This window comes from Tenacibaculum discolor, from assembly GCF_003664185.1.
In the GTDB taxonomy this organism is placed as follows: domain Bacteria; phylum Bacteroidota; class Bacteroidia; order Flavobacteriales; family Flavobacteriaceae; genus Polaribacter; species Polaribacter discolor.
This window is the reverse complement of sequence record NZ_RCCS01000001.1, coordinates 1-23,655: the sequence shown is the minus strand read 5'-3', so window position 1 is coordinate 23,655 and position 23,655 is coordinate 1. Positions and strand designations below refer to the sequence as shown.

General features: G+C 34.0%; 22 protein-coding genes and 1 riboswitch. Of the genes, 2 read left to right on the top strand and 20 right to left on the bottom strand.

The window, feature by feature from the left end:
- Nucleotides 1-108: 108 nt before the first annotated feature.
- The 19 genes from cysM to msrB all read right to left on the bottom strand — a co-directional run bounded on the left by cysM (nucleotide 109) and on the right by msrB (nucleotide 19,842).
- On the bottom strand, nucleotides 109-996 hold the full coding sequence (gene cysM, locus C8N27_RS00110; protein WP_099214595.1) for a cysteine synthase CysM: 888 nt from the start codon (nucleotides 994-996) through the stop codon (nucleotides 109-111).
- Between the two features lie 19 nt (nucleotides 997-1,015).
- Entirely contained in the window at nucleotides 1,016-1,759 is a 744-nt protein-coding gene (gene epsC / locus C8N27_RS00105) for a serine O-acetyltransferase EpsC (RefSeq protein ID WP_121145605.1), read from the bottom strand.
- A gap of 23 nt (nucleotides 1,760-1,782) precedes the next feature.
- A complete protein-coding gene (locus tag C8N27_RS00100) occupies nucleotides 1,783-2,118 on the bottom strand; it encodes a 2Fe-2S iron-sulfur cluster-binding protein (protein ID WP_121145603.1) in 336 nt (111 codons plus the stop codon).
- Between the two features lie 135 nt (nucleotides 2,119-2,253).
- On the bottom strand, nucleotides 2,254-3,309 hold the full coding sequence (locus C8N27_RS00095; RefSeq protein WP_121145601.1) for an NAD(P)/FAD-dependent oxidoreductase: 1,056 nt from the start codon (nucleotides 3,307-3,309) through the stop codon (nucleotides 2,254-2,256).
- Between the two features lie 7 nt (nucleotides 3,310-3,316).
- Nucleotides 3,317-3,892: a precorrin-2 dehydrogenase/sirohydrochlorin ferrochelatase family protein gene (locus tag C8N27_RS00090; protein ID WP_121145599.1), complete on the bottom strand. Its 576-nt coding sequence runs from the start codon at nucleotides 3,890-3,892 to the stop codon at nucleotides 3,317-3,319.
- Nucleotides 3,892-4,659, bottom strand: coding sequence for a uroporphyrinogen-III C-methyltransferase (cobA, locus tag C8N27_RS00085; protein WP_121145597.1), 768 nt, complete (start codon nucleotides 4,657-4,659; stop codon nucleotides 3,892-3,894). The genes C8N27_RS00090 and cobA overlap by 1 nt, the downstream gene beginning before the upstream one ends.
- A 14-nt stretch (nucleotides 4,660-4,673) precedes the next feature.
- The gene (locus C8N27_RS00080; protein ID WP_121145595.1) at nucleotides 4,674-6,776 is read right to left on the bottom strand and encodes a ferredoxin-like domain-containing protein; all 2,103 of its coding nucleotides are present in this window, start codon (nucleotides 6,774-6,776) and stop codon (nucleotides 4,674-4,676) included.
- A 37-nt stretch (nucleotides 6,777-6,813) separates the two neighbouring features.
- On the bottom strand, nucleotides 6,814-7,161 hold the full coding sequence (locus tag C8N27_RS00075) for a 4Fe-4S dicluster domain-containing protein (RefSeq protein WP_099214174.1): 348 nt from the start codon (nucleotides 7,159-7,161) through the stop codon (nucleotides 6,814-6,816).
- Between the two features lie 13 nt (nucleotides 7,162-7,174).
- Entirely contained in the window at nucleotides 7,175-8,422 is a 1,248-nt protein-coding gene (locus C8N27_RS00070) for a sulfate adenylyltransferase subunit 1 (RefSeq protein ID WP_121145593.1), read from the bottom strand.
- A gap of 79 nt (nucleotides 8,423-8,501) precedes the next feature.
- Entirely contained in the window at nucleotides 8,502-9,407 is a 906-nt protein-coding gene (cysD, locus tag C8N27_RS00065) for a sulfate adenylyltransferase subunit CysD (protein ID WP_176550535.1), read from the bottom strand.
- An 11-nt stretch (nucleotides 9,408-9,418) separates the two neighbouring features.
- On the bottom strand, nucleotides 9,419-10,027 hold the full coding sequence (locus C8N27_RS00060) for a phosphoadenosine phosphosulfate reductase domain-containing protein (protein WP_099214594.1): 609 nt from the start codon (nucleotides 10,025-10,027) through the stop codon (nucleotides 9,419-9,421).
- A gap of 11 nt (nucleotides 10,028-10,038) precedes the next feature.
- Complete coding sequence (locus C8N27_RS00055; RefSeq protein WP_028891803.1) at nucleotides 10,039-10,293, bottom strand: DUF2061 domain-containing protein; 255 nt, start codon at nucleotides 10,291-10,293, stop codon at nucleotides 10,039-10,041.
- Nucleotides 10,294-10,410: 117 nt separating this feature from the next.
- Nucleotides 10,411-10,818: an RrF2 family transcriptional regulator gene (locus C8N27_RS00050; protein ID WP_099214172.1), complete on the bottom strand. Its 408-nt coding sequence runs from the start codon at nucleotides 10,816-10,818 to the stop codon at nucleotides 10,411-10,413.
- Nucleotides 10,819-10,841: 23 nt separating this feature from the next.
- The gene (locus C8N27_RS00045; protein WP_121145591.1) at nucleotides 10,842-12,008 is read right to left on the bottom strand and encodes an O-succinylhomoserine sulfhydrylase; all 1,167 of its coding nucleotides are present in this window, start codon (nucleotides 12,006-12,008) and stop codon (nucleotides 10,842-10,844) included.
- 95 nt (nucleotides 12,009-12,103) lie between these two features.
- Nucleotides 12,104-15,502 carry a bifunctional aspartate kinase/homoserine dehydrogenase I gene (thrA, locus tag C8N27_RS00040; protein ID WP_121145690.1) on the bottom strand — a complete coding sequence of 1,133 codons (3,399 nt, stop codon included), beginning with the start codon at nucleotides 15,500-15,502 and terminating at the stop codon, nucleotides 12,104-12,106.
- 40 nt (nucleotides 15,503-15,542) lie between these two features.
- Nucleotides 15,543-16,835, bottom strand: coding sequence for an O-acetylhomoserine aminocarboxypropyltransferase/cysteine synthase family protein (locus tag C8N27_RS00035; protein ID WP_121145688.1), 1,293 nt, complete (start codon nucleotides 16,833-16,835; stop codon nucleotides 15,543-15,545).
- 131 nt (nucleotides 16,836-16,966) lie between these two features.
- Nucleotides 16,967-17,080, bottom strand: a riboswitch (SAM riboswitch).
- Nucleotides 17,081-17,264: 184 nt separating this feature from the next.
- Nucleotides 17,265-18,830 (bottom strand): protein adenylyltransferase SelO, encoded by a 1,566-nt coding sequence (locus tag C8N27_RS00030; RefSeq protein ID WP_121145685.1) that lies wholly within the window; start codon nucleotides 18,828-18,830, stop codon nucleotides 17,265-17,267.
- Between the two features lie 6 nt (nucleotides 18,831-18,836).
- Nucleotides 18,837-19,382 (bottom strand): peptide-methionine (S)-S-oxide reductase MsrA, encoded by a 546-nt coding sequence (msrA, locus tag C8N27_RS00025; RefSeq protein ID WP_121145588.1) that lies wholly within the window; start codon nucleotides 19,380-19,382, stop codon nucleotides 18,837-18,839.
- 13 nt (nucleotides 19,383-19,395) lie between these two features.
- A complete protein-coding gene (gene msrB / locus C8N27_RS00020; RefSeq protein WP_121145684.1) occupies nucleotides 19,396-19,842 on the bottom strand; it encodes a peptide-methionine (R)-S-oxide reductase MsrB in 447 nt (148 codons plus the stop codon).
- Between the two features lie 212 nt (nucleotides 19,843-20,054).
- On the opposite strand from msrB, the gene C8N27_RS00015 reads away from it, so the two are divergent.
- Together C8N27_RS00015 and ric are read left to right on the top strand one after the other, a co-directional pair.
- The gene (locus tag C8N27_RS00015; RefSeq protein ID WP_121145586.1) at nucleotides 20,055-21,290 is read left to right on the top strand and encodes an alginate export family protein; all 1,236 of its coding nucleotides are present in this window, start codon (nucleotides 20,055-20,057) and stop codon (nucleotides 21,288-21,290) included.
- A 5-nt stretch (nucleotides 21,291-21,295) separates the two neighbouring features.
- A complete protein-coding gene (ric, locus tag C8N27_RS00010; RefSeq protein ID WP_121145584.1) occupies nucleotides 21,296-22,015 on the top strand; it encodes an iron-sulfur cluster repair di-iron protein in 720 nt (239 codons plus the stop codon).
- 38 nt (nucleotides 22,016-22,053) lie between these two features.
- Here ric and C8N27_RS00005 read toward each other — a convergent pair whose 3' ends face one another.
- Nucleotides 22,054-23,337 carry an acetyl-CoA hydrolase/transferase family protein gene (locus tag C8N27_RS00005; RefSeq protein ID WP_121145582.1) on the bottom strand — a complete coding sequence of 428 codons (1,284 nt, stop codon included), beginning with the start codon at nucleotides 23,335-23,337 and terminating at the stop codon, nucleotides 22,054-22,056.
- Nucleotides 23,338-23,655 lie beyond the last annotated feature (318 nt).

The following is a 23,655-nucleotide window of genomic DNA, read 5'->3' as shown; positions in this document are numbered from 1 at the left end:
CTACTACAAACTCCTATTAACGCTAACTAGTTTTTCAATAGAAAATTAGTTGTTTATAATAGAGTAATTCCCGCTTAGGCGGGAATTACTCTATTATAATAAGATTATCTACTGAAACAAATCCGAAGATAAATAACGATCACCTCTATCACAAATAATAGCAACAATAACTCCTTTGTCAATCGTTTTGGCTATTTCTAGGGCTGCATGTACCGCACCTCCACTACTCATTCCTGCAAAAACACCTTCTTCTTGTGCTAGCTTTCTGGTCATGTTTTTTGCATCGTTTTCATCTAGCTCTACCACTTGATCCACCTTACTTTTGTTAAAGAATTTTGGTTGGTATTCTGGCGACCACTTACGAATTCCAGGTATTCTAGCTCCATCTTTAGGTTGTGCCCCTACAATTTGTACCTCAGGGTTTTGTTCTTTTAAATAGGTAGAAACTCCCATAATGGTTCCTGTAGTTCCCATTGCTGAAACAAAATGAGTTACTTCTCCTTCTGTATCGTTCCAAATTTCAGGACCTGTGGTTTTATAGTGTGCTTTCCAGTTATCAGTATTTTCAAACTGATTTAGCATAAAATAGCCTTTTTTATAGCGTAATTCTAAGGCGACATCTCTAGAACCTTCGATACCTTTTTCTGCATCCGTTAAAATAACCTCTGCTCCGTAAGCTCGCATAGTTTTTACACGTTCTTCAGTAGAGTTTTCTGGCATAACCAATACCATATTTACTCCTAATACTTTTGCCATGAGTGCTAACGCAATTCCTGTGTTTCCACTAGTTGCTTCTACTAAATAATCTCCTTGACGAATATTTTTCCTTTTAATAGCTTCAGCAATCATATTAAACGCTGCCCTATCTTTTACACTTCCGCCAGGGTTATTTCCTTCTAATTTTAATAATAGCTTTACGCCTTCTTTTTGAAGAATGTTTGAAACTTCTATTAGTGGCGTATTCCCTATACTATCTATAATTGTTTTAGTTTTCATGGTTAATTTGGTACCTACATCATTTAACATAGGATTTTCTAGTGGTTATTTTATTTTCTGACTCATAGGTTACAATAGATCCTTCAGGTACAGAGGTGGTTACGCAAACATTTGCGCCTATTACGCTATCTCTTCCTATTACTACATCGCCTCCTAAGATAGTTGCGTTGGCATAAATGGTTACATTATTTTCAATCGTTGGATGCCTTTTTGTGGAAGCCAATTCTTTTTTAACTTGAATTCCTCCTAAGGTAACTCCTTGGTATATTTTTACGTTTTCTTTAATAATGGTGGTTTCTCCAATAACAATTCCTGTTGCATGATCTATAAAAAACGAATCGCCAATTGCTGCTCCTGGATGGATGTCTGTTCCTGTTAATCCATGCGCATACTCACTCATCATTCTTGGTAAAATTGGAATTTCCATTTTATACAATTCATGACTCAATCGATACACAGCAATCGCATGAAAACCCGGATAGGCTAAATACACTTCTCCTAAGCTTTTACAGGCAGGATCAGTTTTTTCAAATGCCTTGGCATCTAAATCTAACTTTTCTCGTATTCTACAAAATGTTTGTTGGTATATACCCCATGCTTCTGAAGCATTTTTAATAGCCAACCCATTTAAAATTTTTATAAACTTCTCTTTTAAATGGTTTGCTTTTTCTTGACATACATCATTAAACAAAGCGTAAAATAATTGTTTTGTAAAGTTTTCTACATCATCTTTTAATGATAAATCGTATTGTTTGAATTGCATTTACTAATTTTTTACAAAAATAACTAACTTTCAGGAGCTAGCTCAACTTCAAGTCCTTCTAATTCGGGAGTCATTTGAATCTGGCATCCTAATCGGCTATTTTCTTCTACATGAAATGCTTCTGCTAGCATCGCGTCTTCATCATCGTTCATTTCTGGCAATTCATGATTCGATTTCACATAACATTGACAAGAGGCACACATGGCCATTCCTCCACAGATTCCAATAGTTCCTTCAAGAGCTAATTCGTATGATCGAACTACTTCCATTAAGTTCATTGCCATATCTGTCGGAGCAACTACCTCATGCATTACACCTTCACGGTCTATTATTTTTATATTGATGTCTTGATTATCCATTTGTAACAATTTCTTAAAGGAATCAGTAGTTAGGTGGCTATTTTAGTTTTGTTGGTGAAGGAGTTTTTACTTAAAACTTGTAATTACAACAAACTTATCCGCTCAGTTCCTAACTACTTTCATCCTAATCCCCAATTATTGAATTGCTTTTACTACCGCTTTTGGTGCTTCTTTTCTTGTCCCGTCGAAACCGTCTACACCACCAACAGTAGTATACTTCATCACATATTTTTTATCTGGATGTATGCGTTTGTAAGCACTTTGACACATGAGTGTTGCCTCGTGAAATCCACACAAAATCAATTTTAGTTTACCTGGATAAGTATTTACATCTCCAATTGCATAGATACCTTCTACATTCGTTTGGTAATCTAACGCATTGTTTACTTTAATAGCATTCTTCTCAATTTCTAATCCCCAGTTGGCAATAGGACCTAACTTTGGCGCTAATCCAAATAATGGAATAAAATGATCAGTATCTATCATGTAAGGTTCTTTCCCATTTTCTTCTACTACAACGCCTGTTACATGATTTTCTCCTAATACTGCTTTTACCTCAGCAGGTGTAATTAAGTTTATCTTTCCTAAATTCTTTAACTCTTGAACTTTTTCTACAGAGTCTAACGCTCCTCTAAATTCATTTCTTCGGTGAATTAAGGTTACCGATTTTGCTACATCTGTTAAGAAAATAGACCAATCTAAAGCAGAATCTCCTCCTCCAGCAATTACCACATCTTTATCGCGATACAGTTCTGGTTCTTTAATCATATACTCTACTCCTTTGTCTTCAAAATCAGTAATATTTGGAATCGGTGGTTTACGAGGTTCAAAACTTCCCAATCCACCTGCTATAGCTACCACAGGTGCTTGGTGTTTGGTTCCTTTATTTGTGGTTACGATAAACGTTCCGTCGTCTTGCTTTTCGATGGTATCGGCACGTTCTCCTAGAGTGAATCCAGGTTCAAACTGCTTGATTTGCTCCATCAAATTCTTTGTTAAATCTCCTGCTAAAATTTCTGGATATGCTGGAATATCGTAAATAGGTTTCTTTGGATAAATTTCTGAACATTGCCCTCCTGGTTGTGGTAAGGCATCAATTAAATGACAACGTAATTTTAACAATCCTGCTTCAAAAACGGTGAATAGCCCTGTAGGACCTGCTCCAATAATTAATATATCTGTTTGTATCATTTCTACTCTATTTCACTAAACTCTCTGTCAGTTTATTTAATGTTTCTACTTTATGTTCAAAGTTTCCTTTGATGGTTTTTCTATAACTATTTAGGTTTTGTACTAATTGATTGATGTCTTCTGGAATTACTTCTTCAAAAAACTGACGCAATCTTTTAGCGGTTGTTGGCGACTTTCCATTGGTTGAAATAGCTACTTTTACGTTCCCTTTGGTTACAATTCCGCCCATATAAAAATCACAATATGGTGGATTGTCTGCCACATTCACCAAGATATTCTGACTTCTACAGTCTTTATATACTTGTATGTTTACCTCTGGAACATCGGTAGTCGCAATTACCAAATGTTTTCCTTGTAAATAGGTATCATTATAGCTATCTGTTATTCTAGTAACTTTACCTTTTTGAGCCATGGCAATGGTTTCTTCTCTAAAAAAAGGAGCTACTATAGTTACCTTAGCATCTGGACTCGACTTTAATAAAAATCGTAGCTTTTCTTCCGCAACAAAACCTCCTCCAACTATAAGTACTTCCAAGGTTGCTGTTTTTAAAAAGATAGGATATAGATTATTTCTTTCTTCCATTATACTACTTCTTTTAAAACTGCTTCTTGTTGTACTTGATGTAATTGTTGTCTGTGATTTACTACGTCTCCTAATACAATAATAGCTGGATTACTCAAGTTATTTTTAGCTACGACTTCTTCGATGGTATCTACGGTACCGATTCCTATTTTTTCTTCAGGAGTAGTTCCATTTTGAATAATAGCAACAGGTAATTCATTCTTTCCTTCTTTCTTAAAAAGCTGAATGATTTCAGAAAGCTTACCCATTCCCATTAAAATAACAACCGTTGCACTTGATTTTGCAGCCAAGGCAACATCATTAGATAATTGATGCTGTTTGGTAGTTCCTGTAATTACCCAAAAACTTTCTGAACTTCCTCTTTTTGTTAAGGGTATGTTCTGATACGCTGGCACTGCTAAGGATGATGAAATCCCTGGAACTACAGCTACTTCTAATCCGTGTTTGGCTGCGTATTCCATTTCTTCTGCTCCTCTACCAAATATGAAAGGGTCACCTCCTTTTAAACGTACCACATGTCCGTGTGAAAATCCTCTTGCGACAATTAACTCATTGATTTGTTCTTGTTGATAACGGTAGCATCCTCTTCGTTTTCCTACAAAAATTAATTCTGCTTTCGGATTTACATATCCTAACAGTTCGTTGTTTACCAACGCATCATATAACACCACATCAGCTTGCTCTAATGCTTTGATGGCTTTTAAGGTGATTAAATCAATATCTCCTGGTCCTGCTCCTACTACGGTTAATTTCGGTTGATTTTTCATTGGACTCTCCTTTTTTAACTTTCTACGGCTACTTTTCGGTAGGCATCAATTGTTTTGTAAAATGATGATGCCTCTTCTAAATACTTTTTTGCAAAAGCTTCCGTAGGTTCATTTTTATTGATTTGATAAATCAATTCTGCAAATGAACTTGATAATTCTATTTTATTTGTTGCTACAAACAGTTCATCAAAATTGGTAATGATTCCTGCTTGTGTATTCGTTTTTGCTCCTTCTGCTGTTAACAAGGCTTTGGCAGTGTTAACCATAGCTGCATAAGCGTGGTAAATACTATCTGACCATTGTTGACTGTTTAATGCATGTGTTGCATTTTCTAACTTTTCTTCGCTTTCAAAAAGTAAAGTTGCTACTAAGTCGATTACCACTCCAGCACATTCACCTACTCCAATGGCTTTTACGTAGTTTTTATCGTGTCCCCAATCAATAAAATCGTCTTCTGTTAAATTGGTGGTGTCTGATAATTCTTTTAATAGCTCATAGAAATATGTTTTTCCTTGTCTATCGTAATAGTTTAAGAAATCTTCATTGGGTTGTTTATGGCTTTCGAAGTCGTTTAATAAGATTCGTAAAGATTCTGGTCCTCTTTTACTTGGTATTTTTATCAACTTATCTGCAAAACGTCCATTTCCTTGTCCTAAAACTCCTCCTCCAACTAATACTTGTAAGGCTGGTGCTAACAACTTTCCTACTTTTATAGACATTCCTTGAAAACCAATATGAGCCATATTGTGTTGCCCACAAGCATTCATACATCCACTAATTTTGATGGTAATGTCTTTGTTATTCACATACTGCGGGTATTCTGCTTTTAACACACGCTCTAACTCCGCTGCAATTCCTGTACTGCTAGCAATACCTAAATTACACGTATCGGTTCCCGGACATGCAGTAATATCATTCAAACTGTTATATCCTGCATCTGCAAAACCTAATTTTTGTAATTCCGTATAGAAAAATGGTAAAATCTCTTCTCTTACGTGACGAATTAAAATGTTTTGACGTAGCGTAAAGCGTAACTCATTTGCTCCATACTTCTTGATTAAATCAGCTAACAACCGTGCTTTATCGGTATAAAAATCTCCTAAATGTACTTTAATACCTATCGCATACAATCCCTCTTGTTTTTGCTTAAAAACATTGGTTGATTTCCAGTTTTGATACGCTTCTTCATCTTCTATAACTACAGATGGAACTTCGCTCGTTTCAAAAACAGGGTCTTGCTCAAAATCGGTAGTATCTATCGGATAAGTTTTATACGCTAATGCTGCTCTTTCTGTTGCTACTAATTCTAAAAAGGCTTCTACTCCTAAATCTTTTACCAAGAATTTTAAACGAGCTTTGGCTCTTTTAGCACGCTCTCCATAACGATCGAACACACGTAAAACACCTTCGATAGTTGGTATCAATAAGTCTGCTTCTAAAAATTCATAAATTACATCTGCATGACGTGGTTGTGAACCTAATCCTCCTGCTAATAATACCTTGAATCCTTTTACTTCTTTACCTTCTACTATTTTCGTTTTAGCAATAAATCCTAAATCATGAATAAAACTCAATGCGGTATCTTCTTCTGTTGCAGAAAAAGACATTTTGAACTTCCTTCCCATTTCTTGACAGATTGGATTACGCAAGAAAAATTGGAAAGTAGCATGTGCGTATGGTGTTACATCAAATGGTTCTTTCGGATCGATTCCCGCAGTTTCTGAAGCCGTAACATTTCGTACAGCATTACCACAAGCTTCACGCAACGTAATATCGTCTTTCTCTAACTGTGCCCATAACTCAGGCGTTCTGTCTAAACTTACATGATGAATTTGAATATCTTGACGTGTGGTAATATGTAAACGTCCTCTTGAATATTCATCAGAAACATCTGAAATTCTGTGTAATTGTTCACTTGTAACTTTACCATACGGTAACTTAATACGAATCATTTGCACTCCAAATTGGCGTTGACCGTAAATTCCTCTGGCTAAACGTAAGCTTCTAAAACGCTCTTCATCTATTTTTCCTTCGTTAAACAAACGTATTTTACGCTCTAACTCTAGGATATCTTTTTCTACTAAAGGGTTTTCTATTTCTGATCTAAAACTTTGCATCTGTTTTACTAGTTGTTTGCTTATAAAAGCGTTGATATTAGTTATGTAAAAACTCTTGTTTTGCTAACAATTGTTCTTCGGTTTCTACGTGTGCATCATCTGGCACACAACAATCTACCGGACATACTGCTGCACATTGCGGTTCTTCATGGAATCCTTTACACTCAGTACATTTATCGGGTACTATAAAGTAGTATTCGTCTGATACTGGTTCATTATCCTCGTCTGCATTTACCGAAGTTCCATCCAATAAGGTTACATTTCCTTGTAGTGAGGTTCCTTCGTTATACTTCCAGTCACTTGCTCCTTCATAAATGGCTGTGTTTGGGCATTCAGGTTCGCAAGCTCCACAGTTAATGCACTCATCTGTAATGATTATTGCCATAACTTTTTATTATTTACTTGATAAAACCAACTCCTGATGTAGTATTGGTTTTTGGATTGATGATTATAAACGCTCCGTTTGCTTTGTTTTCCTCATATGAGTCAACAAACAATGGCTTGCTAACTTTTAAACTCACCTCTCCTATTTCGTTTAGTGATAATTGAGATGGTGTTTCTTCTTTTCCAGAAAAATCGGTACGAATTAAAGATGTTAATTCTGTTATTTTTGCTTGTACATCGTTTACTCCATGTTTGATGTAATATTTCTGAGAAGCTTGTAATGGTGCTTTATCCATCCAACAAATGGTAGCTTCTAACTGTTTTACCACAGAAGGTTCTTCTCCTGTTTTCACCAACATATCTCCTCTACTTACATTTACATCGTCTTCTAAAGTGATGTTTACAGAACTCCCTCTTTTTGCTCTTGCATATTCTTTATCAAAAAACTGAATACTTTTTATGGTAGATTTTGTTGCTGATGGTAATACCGTTACGCTATCTCCTACCATTAAATCGCCTCCATACAGTTTTCCTGCATATCCTCTAAAATCGTGATATTCGTCTGTTTTTGGACGAATAACAGTTTGTACTGGAAAACGTGCTTTTGATGCTTCTTGTGTATCTTCAGCCCCCAAGTTTTCAAGGTGATTCAATAAAGTTTCTCCTTTATACCAAGGGGTGTTTTCTGAAGACTTCACAACATTATCTCCTTTCAAAGCTGAAAGAGGTATGAATGTGATATTTTGATTTTGATAATCGCTCTTCTTCGCTAAATATTCTATCTCACCTTTAATCTGATTGAATTTTTCTTCTGAAAAGTCAACCAAATCCATTTTATTTACTGCTACTATTACATCTTTTACTCTCAATAAATTATTGATAAAGAAATGACGATAGGTTTGCTCTACTACTCCGTTTCTTGCATCTACTAAAATGATAGAAGCTTGAGAGTTTGAAGCTCCTGTAACCATATTTCTAGTGTACTCTATATGACCTGGAGTATCAGCTATAATAAAACTGGTTTTTTGTGTTGAAAAATATATGTGAGCTACATCAATAGTAATTCCTTGTTCGCGTTCTGCTACCAACCCATCTGTAGCTAAAGAAAAGTCTAAGTAATCAAACCCGCGTTGCTTACTTTTTTCTTCTATTGCTTCTAATTTATCTTGGGTTAATGATTTTGTATCGTATAAAATTCGCCCTATTAGTGTGCTCTTTCCGTCATCTACACTTCCTGCTGTTGCTATTTTTACTACGTTCATGTTGTTTTAGTATTGAGTGATTAGTATTGAGTTGTGAGTATTTTTTCTCATTACTCTATACTAAATACTAGGTTTTATTTTAAAAATATCCTTGTTGTTTACGTTTCTCCATCGCTGCTTCAGATCGTTTATCATCAATCCTTGCTCCTCTTTCTGAAATGGTTGATTCTCTAATTTCATCTACTACAGTATCTATATCTATTGCATCTGATAAAACCGCTGCCGTACAACTCATATCCCCTACGGTTCTAAATCGCACCATACGCTCTCGTACTTCTTCTTCATCTTCTCTATACACTACTTCATCATTGGCAGACCAAATGAGTCCATCTCTAATAAAAGTGGCTCTTTTATGCGCAAAATAAATAGATGGAATTTCAATTTGTTCTTGTTGTATATATGACCATACATCTAACTCTGTCCAGTTAGAGATTGGGAAAACACGTACATTCTGACCTAAATCAATTCTTCCATTTAGCATATCGAACAATTCTGGACGTTGATTTTTTTCATCCCATTGCCCAAAGTCGTCTCGTACTGAAAAAATACGTTCTTTAGCTCTTGCCTTCTCTTCATCTCTACGCGCACCACCGATACATGCGTCGAAACCGAATTCTTCTATGGCATCTAATAACGTTTCGGTTTGTAACATGTTTCGGCTTGCGTATTTTCCTGTTTCTTCTTTTACTTTACCAGCATCAATATTGTCTTGTACTTGACGTACTATTAACTCAACTCCTAATTCTTTTACCAAACGGTCTCTAAATTCAATCGTTTCAGGAAAATTATGCCCTGTATCAATATGTAATAAAGGGAATGGAATCTTTGCTGGATAAAATGCTTTTTGAGCAAGTCGCACCAGTGTTATGCTATCTTTGCCCCCCGAAAACAATAACACCGGTTTTTCAAATTGCGCGACTACTTCTCTTAATATGTATATGGCTTCGCTTTCTAAAGCTCCTACTTGTATAGTTTCTGTATTCATAATCATGTTCTTTAAATATGTAAACCACATTCTCTGTTACTTTCTACTTTTGTGGGATCGAAGTACTTAAACTCGTTTGGTAATTGATGCTCATCTAAATAAGTATCTAACTCCTCATCTGACCAATGGTAAAATGGACTTACTTTTAATACTCCGTCTTTACTTCTTGAAACAATGTCAATACTATCTCTAAAAGCTGTTTGTCCTTTTCTTAAATTCGTAAACCAAACATCTGGTTTGTGCTCATTCATTGCTCTTTTAAAAGGTTCTAATTTTACTTGTTCTGTAAAAACAGCATGTTTTGGATCATCTATTGTTGGTAAACCTAAAGTGATGTTTCTGTGTGCTACTGTTTGTTTAGGTACATACAACTGAATGTTTAACTGTAGTTTTTCAATTAACTCTTCGGCATGTTTATAGGTTTGTGGAGTATTATATCCTGTATCACACCAAATAACATCTATACTGTTTTTTACTGATGCTACTGCGTGTAAAATGACTCCTTCATAGGGACGAAAGTTTGTAGTTACTACGGCTTTATTTGCTTGTAGTAATGCCCAAACAACAATCTCTTTTGGAGATTTGTTTTTTAACTCTGCGTTTACTGCTTCTAAATTCATTGTTTCTATACTCATTTTTTGCCCCATTTAATACTGTTCCAAACTCTTTCGTGAAAAAAATACAATAACATTTTTGTTACTAATTCTACAGCTCCAATTGAAAAAGCTGTCTTTACTTGTCCTGTAATTACCCATGATATTAATATTGTATCTATGGTACCGACAACTCTCCAACTTATTGATTTTATGATGCTTCTTATTGGCTTTTCAGAAAGCTTATCTTCTTTATAATTTGCTTTATTTTCTACTACTTGTTCTACAATCATTTTTAAAATACCATTACCCTATCGGAATACTAGGTTTTAAGTCGACAAATATACATATGCTTTTTAATTCTCCAAGGAGAAATCAAAAAAATATTTGAATTTTACAATTTGTTAATACTACACTAAATCTGCAAGTGTGTTATTACGAAGTACTTGTAGCGTATTATCTCTTACTTGAATCATTAGTTTGTGTACTGAGCAGGCTTCTTCATCTGGACAGTCATCACATTTTTCATAATAATTCAAACTAACACATGGTACCATAGCAATAGGTCCTTCAAGTGTTCTTATAACATCAGTCATTTTAATTTCGTTAGCTGGCTTTAGCAAATAATAGCCTCCACCTTTTCCTTTTTTAGCTCCTAAAATTCCTGATTTTCGTAAGGTAAGTAATATGCTTTCTAAAAACTTGTGCGAAATATTTTCCTTTTCTGAAATGGTAGCTATTTGTACCATAGTGCCTTTTTCTTGCCTAGCAATAAAAGTAAGCGCTTTAATTCCGTATTTTGTTTTCTTAGAAAGCATATTACAAATATATGCTTTACTTCTTAATTATTTAATGCTTGATTTAAATCATAAATTACATCCTCTACGTTTTCTAATCCCACCGAACATCGTACTAAACCATCAGTAATTCCTACCTCTAATCGATCTTCTTCACTTAACTTACTATGTGTTGTAGATGCTGGATGCGTTACAATAGTTCTTGTGTCTCCTAAATTTGCTGATAATGAGCATAGTTGAATACTATTCAAAAATTTACGGCCTGCTTCTATACCTCCTTGGATTTCAAAAGCAACAATATTTCCTCCTAGTCGCATTTGTTTTTTAGCTGTTTCATACTGCGGATGCGATTTTAAAAATGGATACTTCACCAAGTTCACCTTTGGATGTTCTTCTAAAAACTGTGCTACTTTCAAGGCGTTTTCACAATGTTTTTCTACTCTAATCGACAACGTTTCTAAACTCTTAGACAACACCCAAGCATTGAATGGTGACATTGCTGGACCTGTATTTCTTGAAAATAAATAGATTTCTCTAACTAAGTCCTCTTTTCCTACGGTTACGCCTCCTAAAACACGACCTTGACCATCTATGAGTTTTGTAGCTGAGTGAATCACCAAATCGGCACCGAATTTAATTGGATTTTGTAAATAAGGTGTTGCGAAGCAATTGTCTATCACTAATAATAAATTGTGCTTCTTTGCTATACTTCCTAACAGCTCCAAATCTAAAATATCTACTGCCGGATTGGTAGGTGTCTCAGCATATAATATTTTGGTATTTGGTTGAATTAAGCTCTCGATTTTGTCAGCTTCGGTTATTTTAAAATAACTTGTTTCAATATTCCACTTAGGTAAATATTTGGTAAACAAACTATGTGTTGAACCAAAAACAGAGCGACACGATACAATATGATCTCCTGCATTTAACAGAGCTCCAAAAGTTGAAAACACGGCTGCCATACCTGTTGCAAACGCATATCCTGCTTCGGCACCTTCCATAGCTACTATTTTATCGACGAATTCTGTGGTATTCGGATTTGAAAATCGACTATATAGGTTTCGTTGCTTTTCTTCAGCAAACGACGCTCTCATATCTTCAGCATCATCAAATACAAAACTTGAAGTTAAGTATAAAGGTGTAGAATGCTCTGAAAATTGTGAACGTTTTGTTTGCGTTCGTATGGCTTGTGTTTCAAAATTTTTGCTCATGTTATTTTTTTAGATGTTTGACCGCTTCGTTGTAAGGTAAAAGAATCAAGATTTTTGGGTCTTAATTCTTGTATCTATTTTCTTTCTTCTCTTTTCTAGTTATTATTCTTTGCTAATCGTAAGATGTCTCCAAATACGCCTCTTGCAGTAACTTTTGATCCTGCTCCTGCTCCTTGGATTACAATAGGTTGTTCTCCGTAAGATTCTGTATAAATTTCAAAAATGGCATCGGAACCTTTTAAACTTCCTAAAGGAGAACTCTCTGGTACAGAGACTAGCTTTACATCTAACTCTCCTTTTATTTGCTGTAAGTCTCCGTGCAAATCTCCAATATATCGCAGCACATGTTTCTCTTCTTGAGCTTCTTTCTGCTGTTGAAACGTTGGATTTAATTGTTCTAGGTTAGATAAAAATTCTTCTGAAGATACTTCTCTAAACGCTTCTGGTATTAAGTTCTCTATCTGAATATCTTCAAATTCATTTTCTAAATCTAGCTCACGAGCTAAAATCAATAACTTTCTGGCTACATCATTTCCACACAAATCCTCACGAGGGTCTGGTTCTGTAAATCCGCTGTCAATTGCTTCTTGTAATACGGTTGAAAACGGTACTTCTTCCGCAGAAAATTTATTGAACAAGTAACTTAACGAGCCTGAAAATACACCTCGAATTCTCGTGATATTTTCTCCTGAATCGTGTAACAGTTTAATCGTATCAATCAACGGTAATCCTGCACCTACATTGGTTTCGTACAAGTAACTCTTATTGTTTTCCTCTAAGGTTTTACGTAGTTTTTTATAAAAATCGTACGAAACTGTATTGGCTATTTTGTTAGATGAAACCAAATCGAACCCTGCATTGACTAACGGAATGTAATTTTCTATAAAGTCTACACTTGCTGTATTATCTACCCCTATTAAATTTTCTAAATGGTGTTCTTTTGCATAGTTGATTACACTTTCAACTATATTTTTATTTTCATTAGCTTTCTCAAGCTCATTCGACCAATTAGTTCCTACTCCATTTTTAGTTAACAAAACTTTTTTAGAATTGGCTATCGCAAAAATGTTCAAATGGATTTTACGTCTTTCTAAGATTGATTTCGAACTTTCTAATATCTGTTCTATCAATGTTCCTCCTACTAAACCTTTACCAAAAACAGCAATGTTTATCTTTTTAGCAACTCCAAATACTTGACCATGAATTACATTCAACGCCTTATGTAATTGTTCCTTTTTCACCACCAAACTCACATTTTTACCTGTAATTGTATTGTTGAATAATAAAGGAACTATTTGATTCTTAATTAAAGCATTGTATGGATGGTGGAATTCACTTAAATCTTGTCCTATGATTGAGATTACCGCTACTTCTTCTTGAATGGAAATTTGATTGACATCTTTTGTTTGTAAATCATTTTCAAACTCTTGTTCCAATGCTTTTACCGCTGCTACTGCATTACTTTTATCTACCACTAAACCAATCCCTCGTTCTGAAGATCCTTGCGAAATAATGCTCACGCTAATTCCGTGATTACTCAGAGCTTTAAAAATACGTGCATCCACTCCTACTTTTCCCAACAAGCCTCTTCCTTCGAAGTTTATTAAAGCAACCTTGTCTAATACTGATAAGGATTTGATTCCTTTGGAAGTTGATTTTGCCGTAATCAACGTTCCTTTATCGTTTGGGTTAAACGTATTTAATATGCGAAGGTTAATATTCTTCTCTAATAAGGGAATAATGGTTTTTGCATGCAAAATAGTAGCTCCGAAGTTAGCTAACTCATTAGCTTCAGGGAAAGATAACTCTTCTATCTTTTTAGCATCAGCTACCAAATCAGGATTTGCGGTAAAAATACCATCTACATGTGTGTAGTTTTGTAACTCTTCCGCATCTAAATAATTGGCTAATAATGAAGCAGTGTAATTACTTCCGTTTCTTCCTAAAGTCGTCGTTTCATTCTTTAAATTCGATGCTATAAACCCGGTAACAATGTTTACTGTTGTTCCGTTATGTTGTTTGAAATGATTTTTTACATTTTCTTTCGAAATTTCAATTATTGATTGTCCATTTCCTAAGATTTCATCTGTTTTTAACAAGTTTCTAGCATCGGTAGCATTGGCATTGATACCTTTTTGCTGTAACAAATCGGTTACCGTTTTTATAGACAACAACTCGCCTTGAGCTAGCACTTCGTCTTTTATTTTTTGACTATAGTCTCCTAACAAACTAACCCCTTCAAATAGTTTTTCTAACCTATTGAATTCAGTAGAAAAATCTACTAAAGGCGTTAATTTTGTTTGTTCGTATTTAAAAGCTTCTAGCTGCTCTTTAAAAGCTTCACTTTTAGCTGCTTTTTCTAATAATTCTTCTAACTCATCTGTAGCATTTCCTCTTGCTGAGACTACTACAGCTATATTTTCTCCTTCATTTATTTTTTGTTCTATGATTGCTACTACATTTGGTATGCCTTCATTCGACAATGATTTTCCGCCAAACTTTAAAATTTTCATTCTTTTATTGGTTGATTTTTGATTGAATATTGGTTCAATAATTTTTTCTAATTGTTTGTATTCTATTAAGAAAGCATCATGCCCATGATCTGAATTAATTTCATTGTAGGTTACATTTGCATGAGCCGATGCTAACTGTTTGTGTGTTTCTCTATTTTCTTCGGCAGTAAAAAACAAGTCAGAATCTACGCCAACGATATGGATGTCTGCTTCAATGGTTTCTAACACATCTAATCCCTCTCTTCCTTTCGTTACATCGATGGTTTTTAATAACTGATTCATCAATTTATACGACGCTAACTGATAGCGCTCTTGTAATTTTTTTCCGTGATGTAACAACCAGCTTTCTACATTAAAAATCTGTAATTCTTCATTTTTTGAGCGTTGAAAACGTTTTTTAAACGATTCGGGTGTTCTATAACACAACATAGCATGCATACGCGCATCGTGTACCGGATTACTAGAATTGGTTAAAAACTGTTCTTGTATTTGACAGTTGGCTATTAACCAATCGGTCGATTTCCAGTCGGTTGCTATAGGAATTAAATATTTTGTTATTTTTGGATTCAACACTGCCATTTCCCAAGCGATTCCACCTCCTAACGATCCTCCTATCAACGCAAATAATTGTGTTATTTTGAGTTGTTCTAGCCCTAGTAGAAAAATGTTTGCAATATCACGTGCTACGAAACTTTTGTAATCATCTATTAAGAAATTATCATAGCCATTTCCTGGAATGTTAAAGCATAAAATGGTATATTCCTTGGTATCAATAATCTTGTTTTCTCCTACTAAATCTTGCCACCAGCCACCATTTCCTGAAACATTACTGTTTCCTGTTAACGCATGATTAATTAACACCACAGGAGCGGTACCCAATGCTTTTCCGAAGGTTTCATAACTTAATGGAATCGTATCGAATTGGGTACCGCTTATTGTGGTATAACTAAGAATATTAATATGCTGCAAATCACTTTTCATTACCGACTTATTTTTAAGGTATTTTCTAAATGTTATTGGTTTATGCCAATACTTCTTTAGATATTTTGGCAAATGCTTCTTGTAAATCGGTTTTTAAATCTTCGATATTTTCCAAACCAACCGACAAACGGATTAAGTCTTTCGTTACTCCTGTGCTTTCTTGTGCTTCATCACTCAATTGTTGGTGTGTAGTACTTGCTGGATGTATGATTAAAGATTTGGTATCTCCAATATTTGCTAATAACGAAAAGAGTTTGGTATTGTCTGCAATGGTTTTAGCGGCTTCATAACCTCCTTTTACACCAAAAGTTACCAATCCGCTTTGCCCTTTTGGTAAGTATTTATCGGCTAAAGTTTTGTATTTGTTACCTTCTAATCCTGGATAGTTTACCCAAGCAACTTCTTCTTGTTCTTGCAACCATTTAGCAATAGACAAGGCATTTTCACTGTGTTTTTGAATTCTTACTTCTAAGGTTTCTAATCCTTGAATGATATTAAAAGCATTGGTAGGACTCAAGGCACCTCCAAAGTCACGTAAGCCCTCTAAAATTAACTTAAATGTGTATGATGCAGCTCCTAAGGCTTCGTGATATACTAATCCGTGATATCCTGCTGAAGGTTCTGTAAACTCTGGGAACTTACCATTTGCCCAGTTAAAAGTTCCAGCATCAATAATAGCTCCTCCTAACGAGTTTCCTTGTCCTCCAATATATTTTGTTAACGAGTGAATTACAATATTTGCTCCGTGTTCTATTGGGTTTAATAAAGCTGGCGTAGCTACTGTATTATCAACAATAAAAGGAACTTCCGCCTTTTTTGCATGTGCTGATATCGCTTGTAAGTCTAAAACATCTAACTTCGGATTCCCTAAAGACTCTACAAAGAAAGCTCTTGTATTTTCTTGTACCGCTTCTGCAAAACTATCTGGGTTAGATGCATCTACAAACGTAGTTGTAATGCCTAATCTCGGTAAGGTAACATTCAGTAAATTATAGGTTCCTCCATACAAACTACTCGAAGCTACAATATGATCTCCTGCTTTTAGTAGGGTTAGTAATCCTGTTGAAATAGCTGCCGTACCTGAAGCAAAAACTACAGCCCCAATACCGCCTTCTAAAGCTGCTAAACGATCTTGTAAAATTTGATTGGTTGGATTGTTTAATCGGGTGTAAATAAATCCTAATTCTTTTAATGAAAACAGGTTTACTGCATGTTCTGAATCGTTAAAAACATACGATGTTGTTTGATAAATAGGAACAGCTCTTGTTCCTCCATTTTGTGTTACATCGTGACCTGCGTGCAACGCATTTGTTGCGAATTTTTGTGTACTCATTTTTCTTGTTTTTTGAGTTAATAAAAAATTAAACCAAAAGCCAAAACACATCTTTGTTAGATGTTGCTTACTAGAAAAATGTTATTAAGAAAATTATAAGAAGATTCTTGTAGAAATAAAGAAACTTCTTTGGGTTATCTATCCACGAGTTTGTACACTCTGGTAGAATTTAGCACCTTCTTTGTTTGCACAAAGGGTTGCTAAGGTTTCATAGGGTCTAATCCCTCCACCTTTCTTGATAACATCGTCAATAAGTGTTTGAACTTTTACGAGCACAAATATTCAATTATAAAAATGGATTTTCCAAATTTATTTTGATTTTTATTTAAAAAAGTGTTTTGAACTATTCTTAAAACAACTTAACAAGTAATTAATAATCAGTGTTTTAAAACACTTTACTTAAACTAAAATATAATATTTGTTTTTATCTTAAGAACTACAAGATAACATAGAACATCCTACTTTATTTCGAGCCCATTCAGGCCGTTTTGCAAACCATTTTTCATATTTTGGTTGCTCATCGTAAGGATTTTTGAGCAGTAAATATAACTCGTTTAACAATACAAAATCATTTTTATTTGCATCATCAATGGCTAATTGCGCCATATAATTTCTGAGTACATATTTAGGATTTACAGCATTCATTTTCGCTTTTCTTTCTTCATCTGAAACAGTTTCATTTTGTAATCTATCTATATAATTTTGAAACCAGTTTTCCCAAGTTTTTTTTATTTCGTCTACAACTTCTGAAGGCCTATAAAATGCTTTTTCTATTTTTTTGATTGCCTTCTCTATGGTATCATTTTTTGAAATGCTTGACAACAATCGGAAAAAAATAGTCATGTCTGTTTCTGTTTTTTGAAGTACTTCTTCAAGATTTGAAACTAATGTTCCATCTGATTCTTTTGAAGAAAAAAGACCTAATTTTTCTCGCATCATATGCATGTACTTTTCAGGAAATTTTTCTTGGTAATTTTCTAAAACAGCCTCTAAAGGTTCAGCTTCATAAATTAAAGGATATAGAGCATTTGCCAACTGATATAAATTCCATAAAACTACCTCTGGTTGCGAACCATATCGGTAACGCTTGTGAGTATTATCTGTTGTATTTGGCGTCCATCCGTGGTCATAACCTTCTAACCATCCGTAAGGTCCATAATCAATTGTTAAACCTAAAATCGACATATTATCGGTATTCATTACTCCATGTACAAAACCAACACGTTGCCAATGAATTACCATTTCTAAACTACGCTCTGCCACCTCTTTAAAAAAGGAAACATACGTTTCTTTTAAAGGTTCACCTAAATGAGGATAATGATGTTTAATAGTATAATCAACTAGTGTTTTTAATGTTTTTACATCTCCTCTGGCAGGAAATATTTGATAACTACCAAAACGTAAAAAAGACTCGGCTGTTCTACATACGATTGCTCCTTTTTCATACTCAGCGTTTCCGTCATACATTACATCTCTTAGAACTTGATCTCCTGATAGTGCCAAAGATAGTGCTCTTGTTGTAGGTACTCCTAAATGATACATAGCTTCGCTACATAAATACTCACGAATAGAGGAACGCAACACTGCTAATCCGTCTGCATTTCTCGAATATGGGGTCTCTCCTGCTCCTTTTAACTGCAATGCCCATTTTTTGTTACCATGAACTGCTTCAAACAAGTTAATTGCTCTACCGTCTCCTAATTGTCCTGCCCAATGCCCAAATTGATGTCCACCATAACACATCGCATACGGTTGTGTATTTTTATATACATCATTCCCTGTAAAAATGTTCTTGAATTCTTCTGAAGTTACTACTGTTTCTGAAAGCCCCAACGTTTGTACCATTTCATCTGAAACATGAATTATTTTTGGATTGGACGTTTTTTTAGGTGTTACATACGAAAAGCAAGCTTCTGTAACCTGCCTTCGAGTATTTTCTTGAATTAGGTCAGCAGGTAATTCTTGAGTAAAGGTATTTTGTATATTGAATTTCAACACGTTCTATTGTTCTTTTAGTTTGCTTGCGTACAGTTTTTTTAATTTTGCCAATTTAGGCGAAATCACAACTACACAATACATTTGATCCTTATTTTTTTCATAAAAATCTTGATGACTCTCATCTGCTTTATGAAATGTGGATGCTTGGCTTATTTCTGTTACAATTTCATCTTCATAATAGGGAGCCAGCTTTTCTACTACTTTTTCAGCAATTTGTTGTTGTTCTTGAGTATGATAAAAAATTACAGAACGGTATTGGGTTCCTACATCTGCTCCTTGCCTGTTTAACGTTGTTGGGTCGTGACTTGTCATAAACATTACCAATAACTCTTCATAGCTTATAATTTGAGGATTAAACATTGCTTGTACTATTTCTGCATGTCCTGTTAAACCTGAACAAATTTCTCTATAGGTTGGTGTTCCTGGTACAGTACCGCCCATGTAACCAGATACTACTTCTTCTACTCCTTTTATTTGATTTAAAACAGCTTCTACACACCAAAAGCAACCGCCACCAACGGTTATTACTTCTAATTTATTATTTGTCATTTCTCTCCTTTCTTTATTCAGTATCTAAAATCATTGAAGCCGAGTTAATGCAATAACGTAATCCGCTAGGTTCTGGTCCGTCAGGAAAAACATGTCCTAAATGAGCATCACAAGTATTGCATAGTACTTCCACGCGTACCATACCAAAAGTAGTATCTTTTTCATATTGAATAGCGTTTTCTTTTATAGGTTGCGTAAAACTAGGCCAACCAGTACCTGAACTAAATTTAATCGTTGAATCGAACAAAGGTGTACCACAACATACACATTTATATTTTCCAGCATCATAAACACTACATAATGCTCCTGAATTTGGTCTTTCTGTTCCTTTTTGTCTGGTAACTCTAAACTGTTCTGGGGTTAAAAGTTCTTGCCATTCTACTGCTGTTTTTTCCACTCTTTTATCAGGTGTTGGATTACCATTAACTGCAAAATTAATTACGTCTTTCCAAGTTAAAATTTTGTCGTTCATCCTGCTCTTTCGTTTTATTTAACTTATTAGTAGTTTCTTTTCTTTGTTACTTACAAAGCTACGATTCATTATTAACTATACTCCTTTTAATTTTTATTATCTATAAAAGATATTTTCATCTTTTTTAGTTCTACCTGATTTTTATCATGTTTTATCCTAGCATTTATCTAGAAATTTGGGCTAATGTTAATTAAAAAATTATGAAAACATCTAAAAATATAATAGCATTGCTCTTTTTTGCTACCACTACAACATTTGCTCAATTAACAATTGATGCAGAACTACGTCCGCGTGCTGAGTATAGGCATGGATTTAAAACCTTATTTCCTGATAATGCTAATCCTGCTCTTTTTGTTTCTCAAAGAACTCGATTGAACACTACCTATAAAACTGAAAAATTAAATTTTTATGTTAGTTTTCAAGATGTTAGAGTTTGGGGAGATGTTCCGCAATTAAATACTGCTGATAATAGTGGTTTGAGTGTACACCAAGCTTGGGCGGAAATATTATTAGATCCTAATTTTTCTGTTAAACTAGGGAGACAAGAGGTTATTTATGACGATAGTAGAATTTTTGGTAATGTTGGTTGGGCACAACAAGCTCGTAGCCATGATATGGCAATGCTGAAGTATAAAAAAGATAGTTTTAAGTTTGATGTTGGTTTGGCATTTAATCAATCAAAAGAAAACCTAACAGGAACAAATTTAACTACACCAAATACGTATAAAGCTATGCAATATGCGTGGTTACATAAAGATTGGAGTGACTTTTCTGGTAGTTTCTTGTTCTTAAACAACGGTATGCAATCTCCTAACGGACTTAAGTATAGTCAAACTATAGGAACACATTTAACTGCAAAGAAAGATAAATTTACTATTGCTGCTAACTTATATTATCAATTTGGTAATGATGTTTTAGATAGAGATTTAAATGCTTATTTACTTGGTTTAGAGGCTATGTTTAAAGCTTCAGAAAAAGCAAAGATTGGTTTAGGAGTTGAATTACAAAGTGGTAATGATTACAATACTCCTACTGATGAAAACAATGCTTTTACTCCTTTTTATGGAACCAATCATAAGTTTAATGGTTTTATGGATTATTTCTACGTAGGAAATCATATAAACAGTGTTGGTTTGTTAGACCTCTATGCAAAAGCTAATTTTAAATTAAACTCGAAATCTGGTTTAACAGCTTTTGTTCATAATTTTTCTGCTGCTGCAGATATTAATAACTCAGTTTCTAACCAACTAGGTACTGAAGTAGATATTGTATACGGATATAAGTTTACGAAAGATATTGGTTTTAAAGCTGGATATTCTCACTTATTTCCTTCTGAAGGAATGGAGGTCTTAAAAGGAAATTCAGATGATAACACAAATAATTGGGCTTGGGTTATGGTAACTATTAAACCAACTCTATTCACATCTAAAAACTAGAAATTATGGTAGTATCAAGTAACAAAACAGTAGCTGATTATGTGACTGAAAATATAAAAACAGCACATATTTTTAAGAAATACGGAATTGATTTTTGCTGTGGTGGAGGTATATCTGTTAAAAAAGCTTGCGCAAAAAACAATGTAGATCAAGCAACTCTTGAAAAAGAACTAGCAGAGGTTGATGTAATAAAAGATGTTATTGAAGACTATGATAAATGGGAGTTAGATTTTTTAATGATTTATATTGAAAATATACATCATACCTACATAAGAGAAAGTCTACCTATCATTTCTCAATATGCTAACAAGGTAGCTAAAGTTCACGGGCATCATTATATTGAAGTAGTTGAAATAAATCAGTTATTTCATGAGGTTGCTAATGAGTTACTATCACACATGCAAAAAGAAGAACAGGTATTATTTCCTTTTATAAAACAATTAGTACAAGCTGAAAAAGAAGGAAGAAAAAACACAACACCTCCTTTTGGGACTGTAAACAATCCAATACAAATGATGGAACATGAACATGAAAGTGCTGGAAATATTTTTAAAGAAATATCTAGACTGTCTAATAATTATACTCCTCCAGAAGGAGCCTGTAATACTTTTAGAGCTTTATATGCTAAGCTAGAAGAGTTTGAACAAGATTTACATAAACATATACATCTCGAAAATAATATTTTGCATCCGAAGGCAATTCTTTTAGAAAAGAAAATATCTTAATAAAAAAGGAGCAGTAAATAAACTGCTCCTTTTTTTATTTACAACTTGGTAAACCTATTAAAAGCTTCTCTTTCTAGTTCTTCTCTAAAATTAGGGTGAGCTATAGAAATTAATGCTTTTGCTCGTTCTTTTAAACTCTTTCCAAACAAATTAACAACTCCATATTCTGTTGCTACATAATGTACATGGGCTCTTGTAGTTGTAACCCCTGCTCCTTCTTTTAAAAATGGTGTAATTTTAGAAACTCCTTTTGCTGTTATTGAAGGCATTGCTATAATTGCTTTTCCTCCTTTTGATAAGGATGCTCCTCTAATAAAATCCATTTGTCCTCCAACTCCTGAATATTGATATTTTCCAATTGTATCTGCACAAACTTGTCCTGTTAAGTCTATTTCAATAGCACTATTAATTGCGGTAACTTTTGGATTTAATTTTATAATAGAGGTATCGTTTGTATATCCAGCTTCTTTAAAGTGTACCAAAGGATTGTCATCTATAAAATCATATAGTTTTTGAGAGCCTACAGCAAAACAAGTAACAATTTTTCCTGTTTTTATTTCTTTTTCTTCCCCAGTAATTACACCTTTCTCTATTAATGGTAATACACCGTCAGAAAACATCTCTGTATGAATACCTAAACGTTGATGGTTTGTTAAGTTATGTAATACTGCATTAGGAATGTTCCCTATTCCCATTTGTAGTGTTGCTCCATCTTCAATTAATCCTGCTACATTTACTCCTATTCTTGTTTCTATTTCTGAAGGTGTTCCTGTTATAGAAGTATGAATTGGTGAGTCAACTTTTACTGCATAATCAATATTGCTTATATGGATAATACCATCTCCATGTGTTCTGGGAACATTCGGGTTTACCTGAGCTATAACCGTTTTAGCTGTTTGTATAGCTGGTAATGTAATATCTACTGAAGTTCCTAAAGAACAATACCCGTGTTTATCAGGTAGAGAAACTTGGATAAATGCTACATCTAATGGATAAATATTTCGACGGAATAACCAATGTATTTCACTTAAAAAAATAGGAATGTAGTCTCCATTATTCATATTCACTCCTTTCCTTACGTTATCACCTACAAAGCAACTTATTAATTTGAATGATTTACTATAAGGTTCTTCTAAATACTTAGCTTTACCATGTGTATGAATTTGGATTATTTCTACATTGGTTACCTCTTGATAACGTTCACACAAAGTATCTATTAATAAATTAGGAGTCATTGCTGCTCCTTGGAAAAATATTTTATTATTTGATTTTACAATAGCTACTGCTTCTTCAGCTGTAACAATCTTTAAATTATCTGACATTTTATTCATTTTTTATAACTACAAATGTCACAAGAAAGTACTGTTTAATTAATGATAAAAGTCACATATACAGTTTAAGTATATATTAAGATGATATTTAATTTCCTTAAAGATCTTCATACTAAAATGTTTCATAGAACACTTATTTTTCTTTAAAATAAAGCATCTTATGTTAATTGCTATTTTGGAGTTATCTTGATGTTTTAGTTTAGTAGTAATAAAATATTGAATTTAAAATAAGATCAAAAAAAAACCTCAATCTAATAAAAGATTGAGGTTTAAAAGAAAGGCAACGACCTACTCTCCCACCAGTGGCAG

Coding starts and splice junctions, on each gene's coding strand:
- cysM (WP_099214595.1), bottom strand. CDS start 996: ATGAAAACTAAAACAATTATAGATAGTATAGGGAATACGCCACTAATA.
- epsC (WP_121145605.1), bottom strand. CDS start 1,759: ATGCAATTCAAACAATACGATTTATCATTAAAAGATGATGTAGAAAAC.
- C8N27_RS00100 (WP_121145603.1), bottom strand. CDS start 2,118: ATGGATAATCAAGACATCAATATAAAAATAATAGACCGTGAAGGTGTA.
- C8N27_RS00095 (WP_121145601.1), bottom strand. CDS start 3,309: ATGATACAAACAGATATATTAATTATTGGAGCAGGTCCTACAGGGCTA.
- C8N27_RS00090 (WP_121145599.1), bottom strand. CDS start 3,892: ATGGAAGAAAGAAATAATCTATATCCTATCTTTTTAAAAACAGCAACC.
- cobA (WP_121145597.1), bottom strand. CDS start 4,659: ATGAAAAATCAACCGAAATTAACCGTAGTAGGAGCAGGACCAGGAGAT.
- C8N27_RS00080 (WP_121145595.1), bottom strand. CDS start 6,776: ATGCAAAGTTTTAGATCAGAAATAGAAAACCCTTTAGTAGAAAAAGAT.
- C8N27_RS00075 (WP_099214174.1), bottom strand. CDS start 7,161: ATGGCAATAATCATTACAGATGAGTGCATTAACTGTGGAGCTTGCGAA.
- C8N27_RS00070 (WP_121145593.1), bottom strand. CDS start 8,422: ATGAACGTAGTAAAAATAGCAACAGCAGGAAGTGTAGATGACGGAAAG.
- cysD (WP_176550535.1), bottom strand. CDS start 9,407: ATGAATACAGAAACTATACAAGTAGGAGCTTTAGAAAGCGAAGCCATA.
- C8N27_RS00060 (WP_099214594.1), bottom strand. CDS start 10,027: ATGAATTTAGAAGCAGTAAACGCAGAGTTAAAAAACAAATCTCCAAAA.
- C8N27_RS00055 (WP_028891803.1), bottom strand. CDS start 10,293: ATGATTGTAGAACAAGTAGTAGAAAATAAAGCAAATTATAAAGAAGAT.
- C8N27_RS00050 (WP_099214172.1), bottom strand. CDS start 10,818: ATGCTTTCTAAGAAAACAAAATACGGAATTAAAGCGCTTACTTTTATT.
- C8N27_RS00045 (WP_121145591.1), bottom strand. CDS start 12,008: ATGAGCAAAAATTTTGAAACACAAGCCATACGAACGCAAACAAAACGT.
- thrA (WP_121145690.1), bottom strand. CDS start 15,502: ATGAAAAGTGATTTGCAGCATATTAATATTCTTAGTTATACCACAATA.
- C8N27_RS00035 (WP_121145688.1), bottom strand. CDS start 16,835: ATGAGTACACAAAAATTCGCAACAAATGCGTTGCACGCAGGTCACGAT.
- msrA (WP_121145588.1), bottom strand. CDS start 19,382: ATGACAAATAATAAATTAGAAGTAATAACCGTTGGTGGCGGTTGCTTT.
- C8N27_RS00015 (WP_121145586.1), top strand. CDS start 20,055: ATGAAAACATCTAAAAATATAATAGCATTGCTCTTTTTTGCTACCACT.
- ric (WP_121145584.1), top strand. CDS start 21,296: ATGGTAGTATCAAGTAACAAAACAGTAGCTGATTATGTGACTGAAAAT.
- C8N27_RS00005 (WP_121145582.1), bottom strand. CDS start 23,337: ATGTCAGATAATTTAAAGATTGTTACAGCTGAAGAAGCAGTAGCTATT.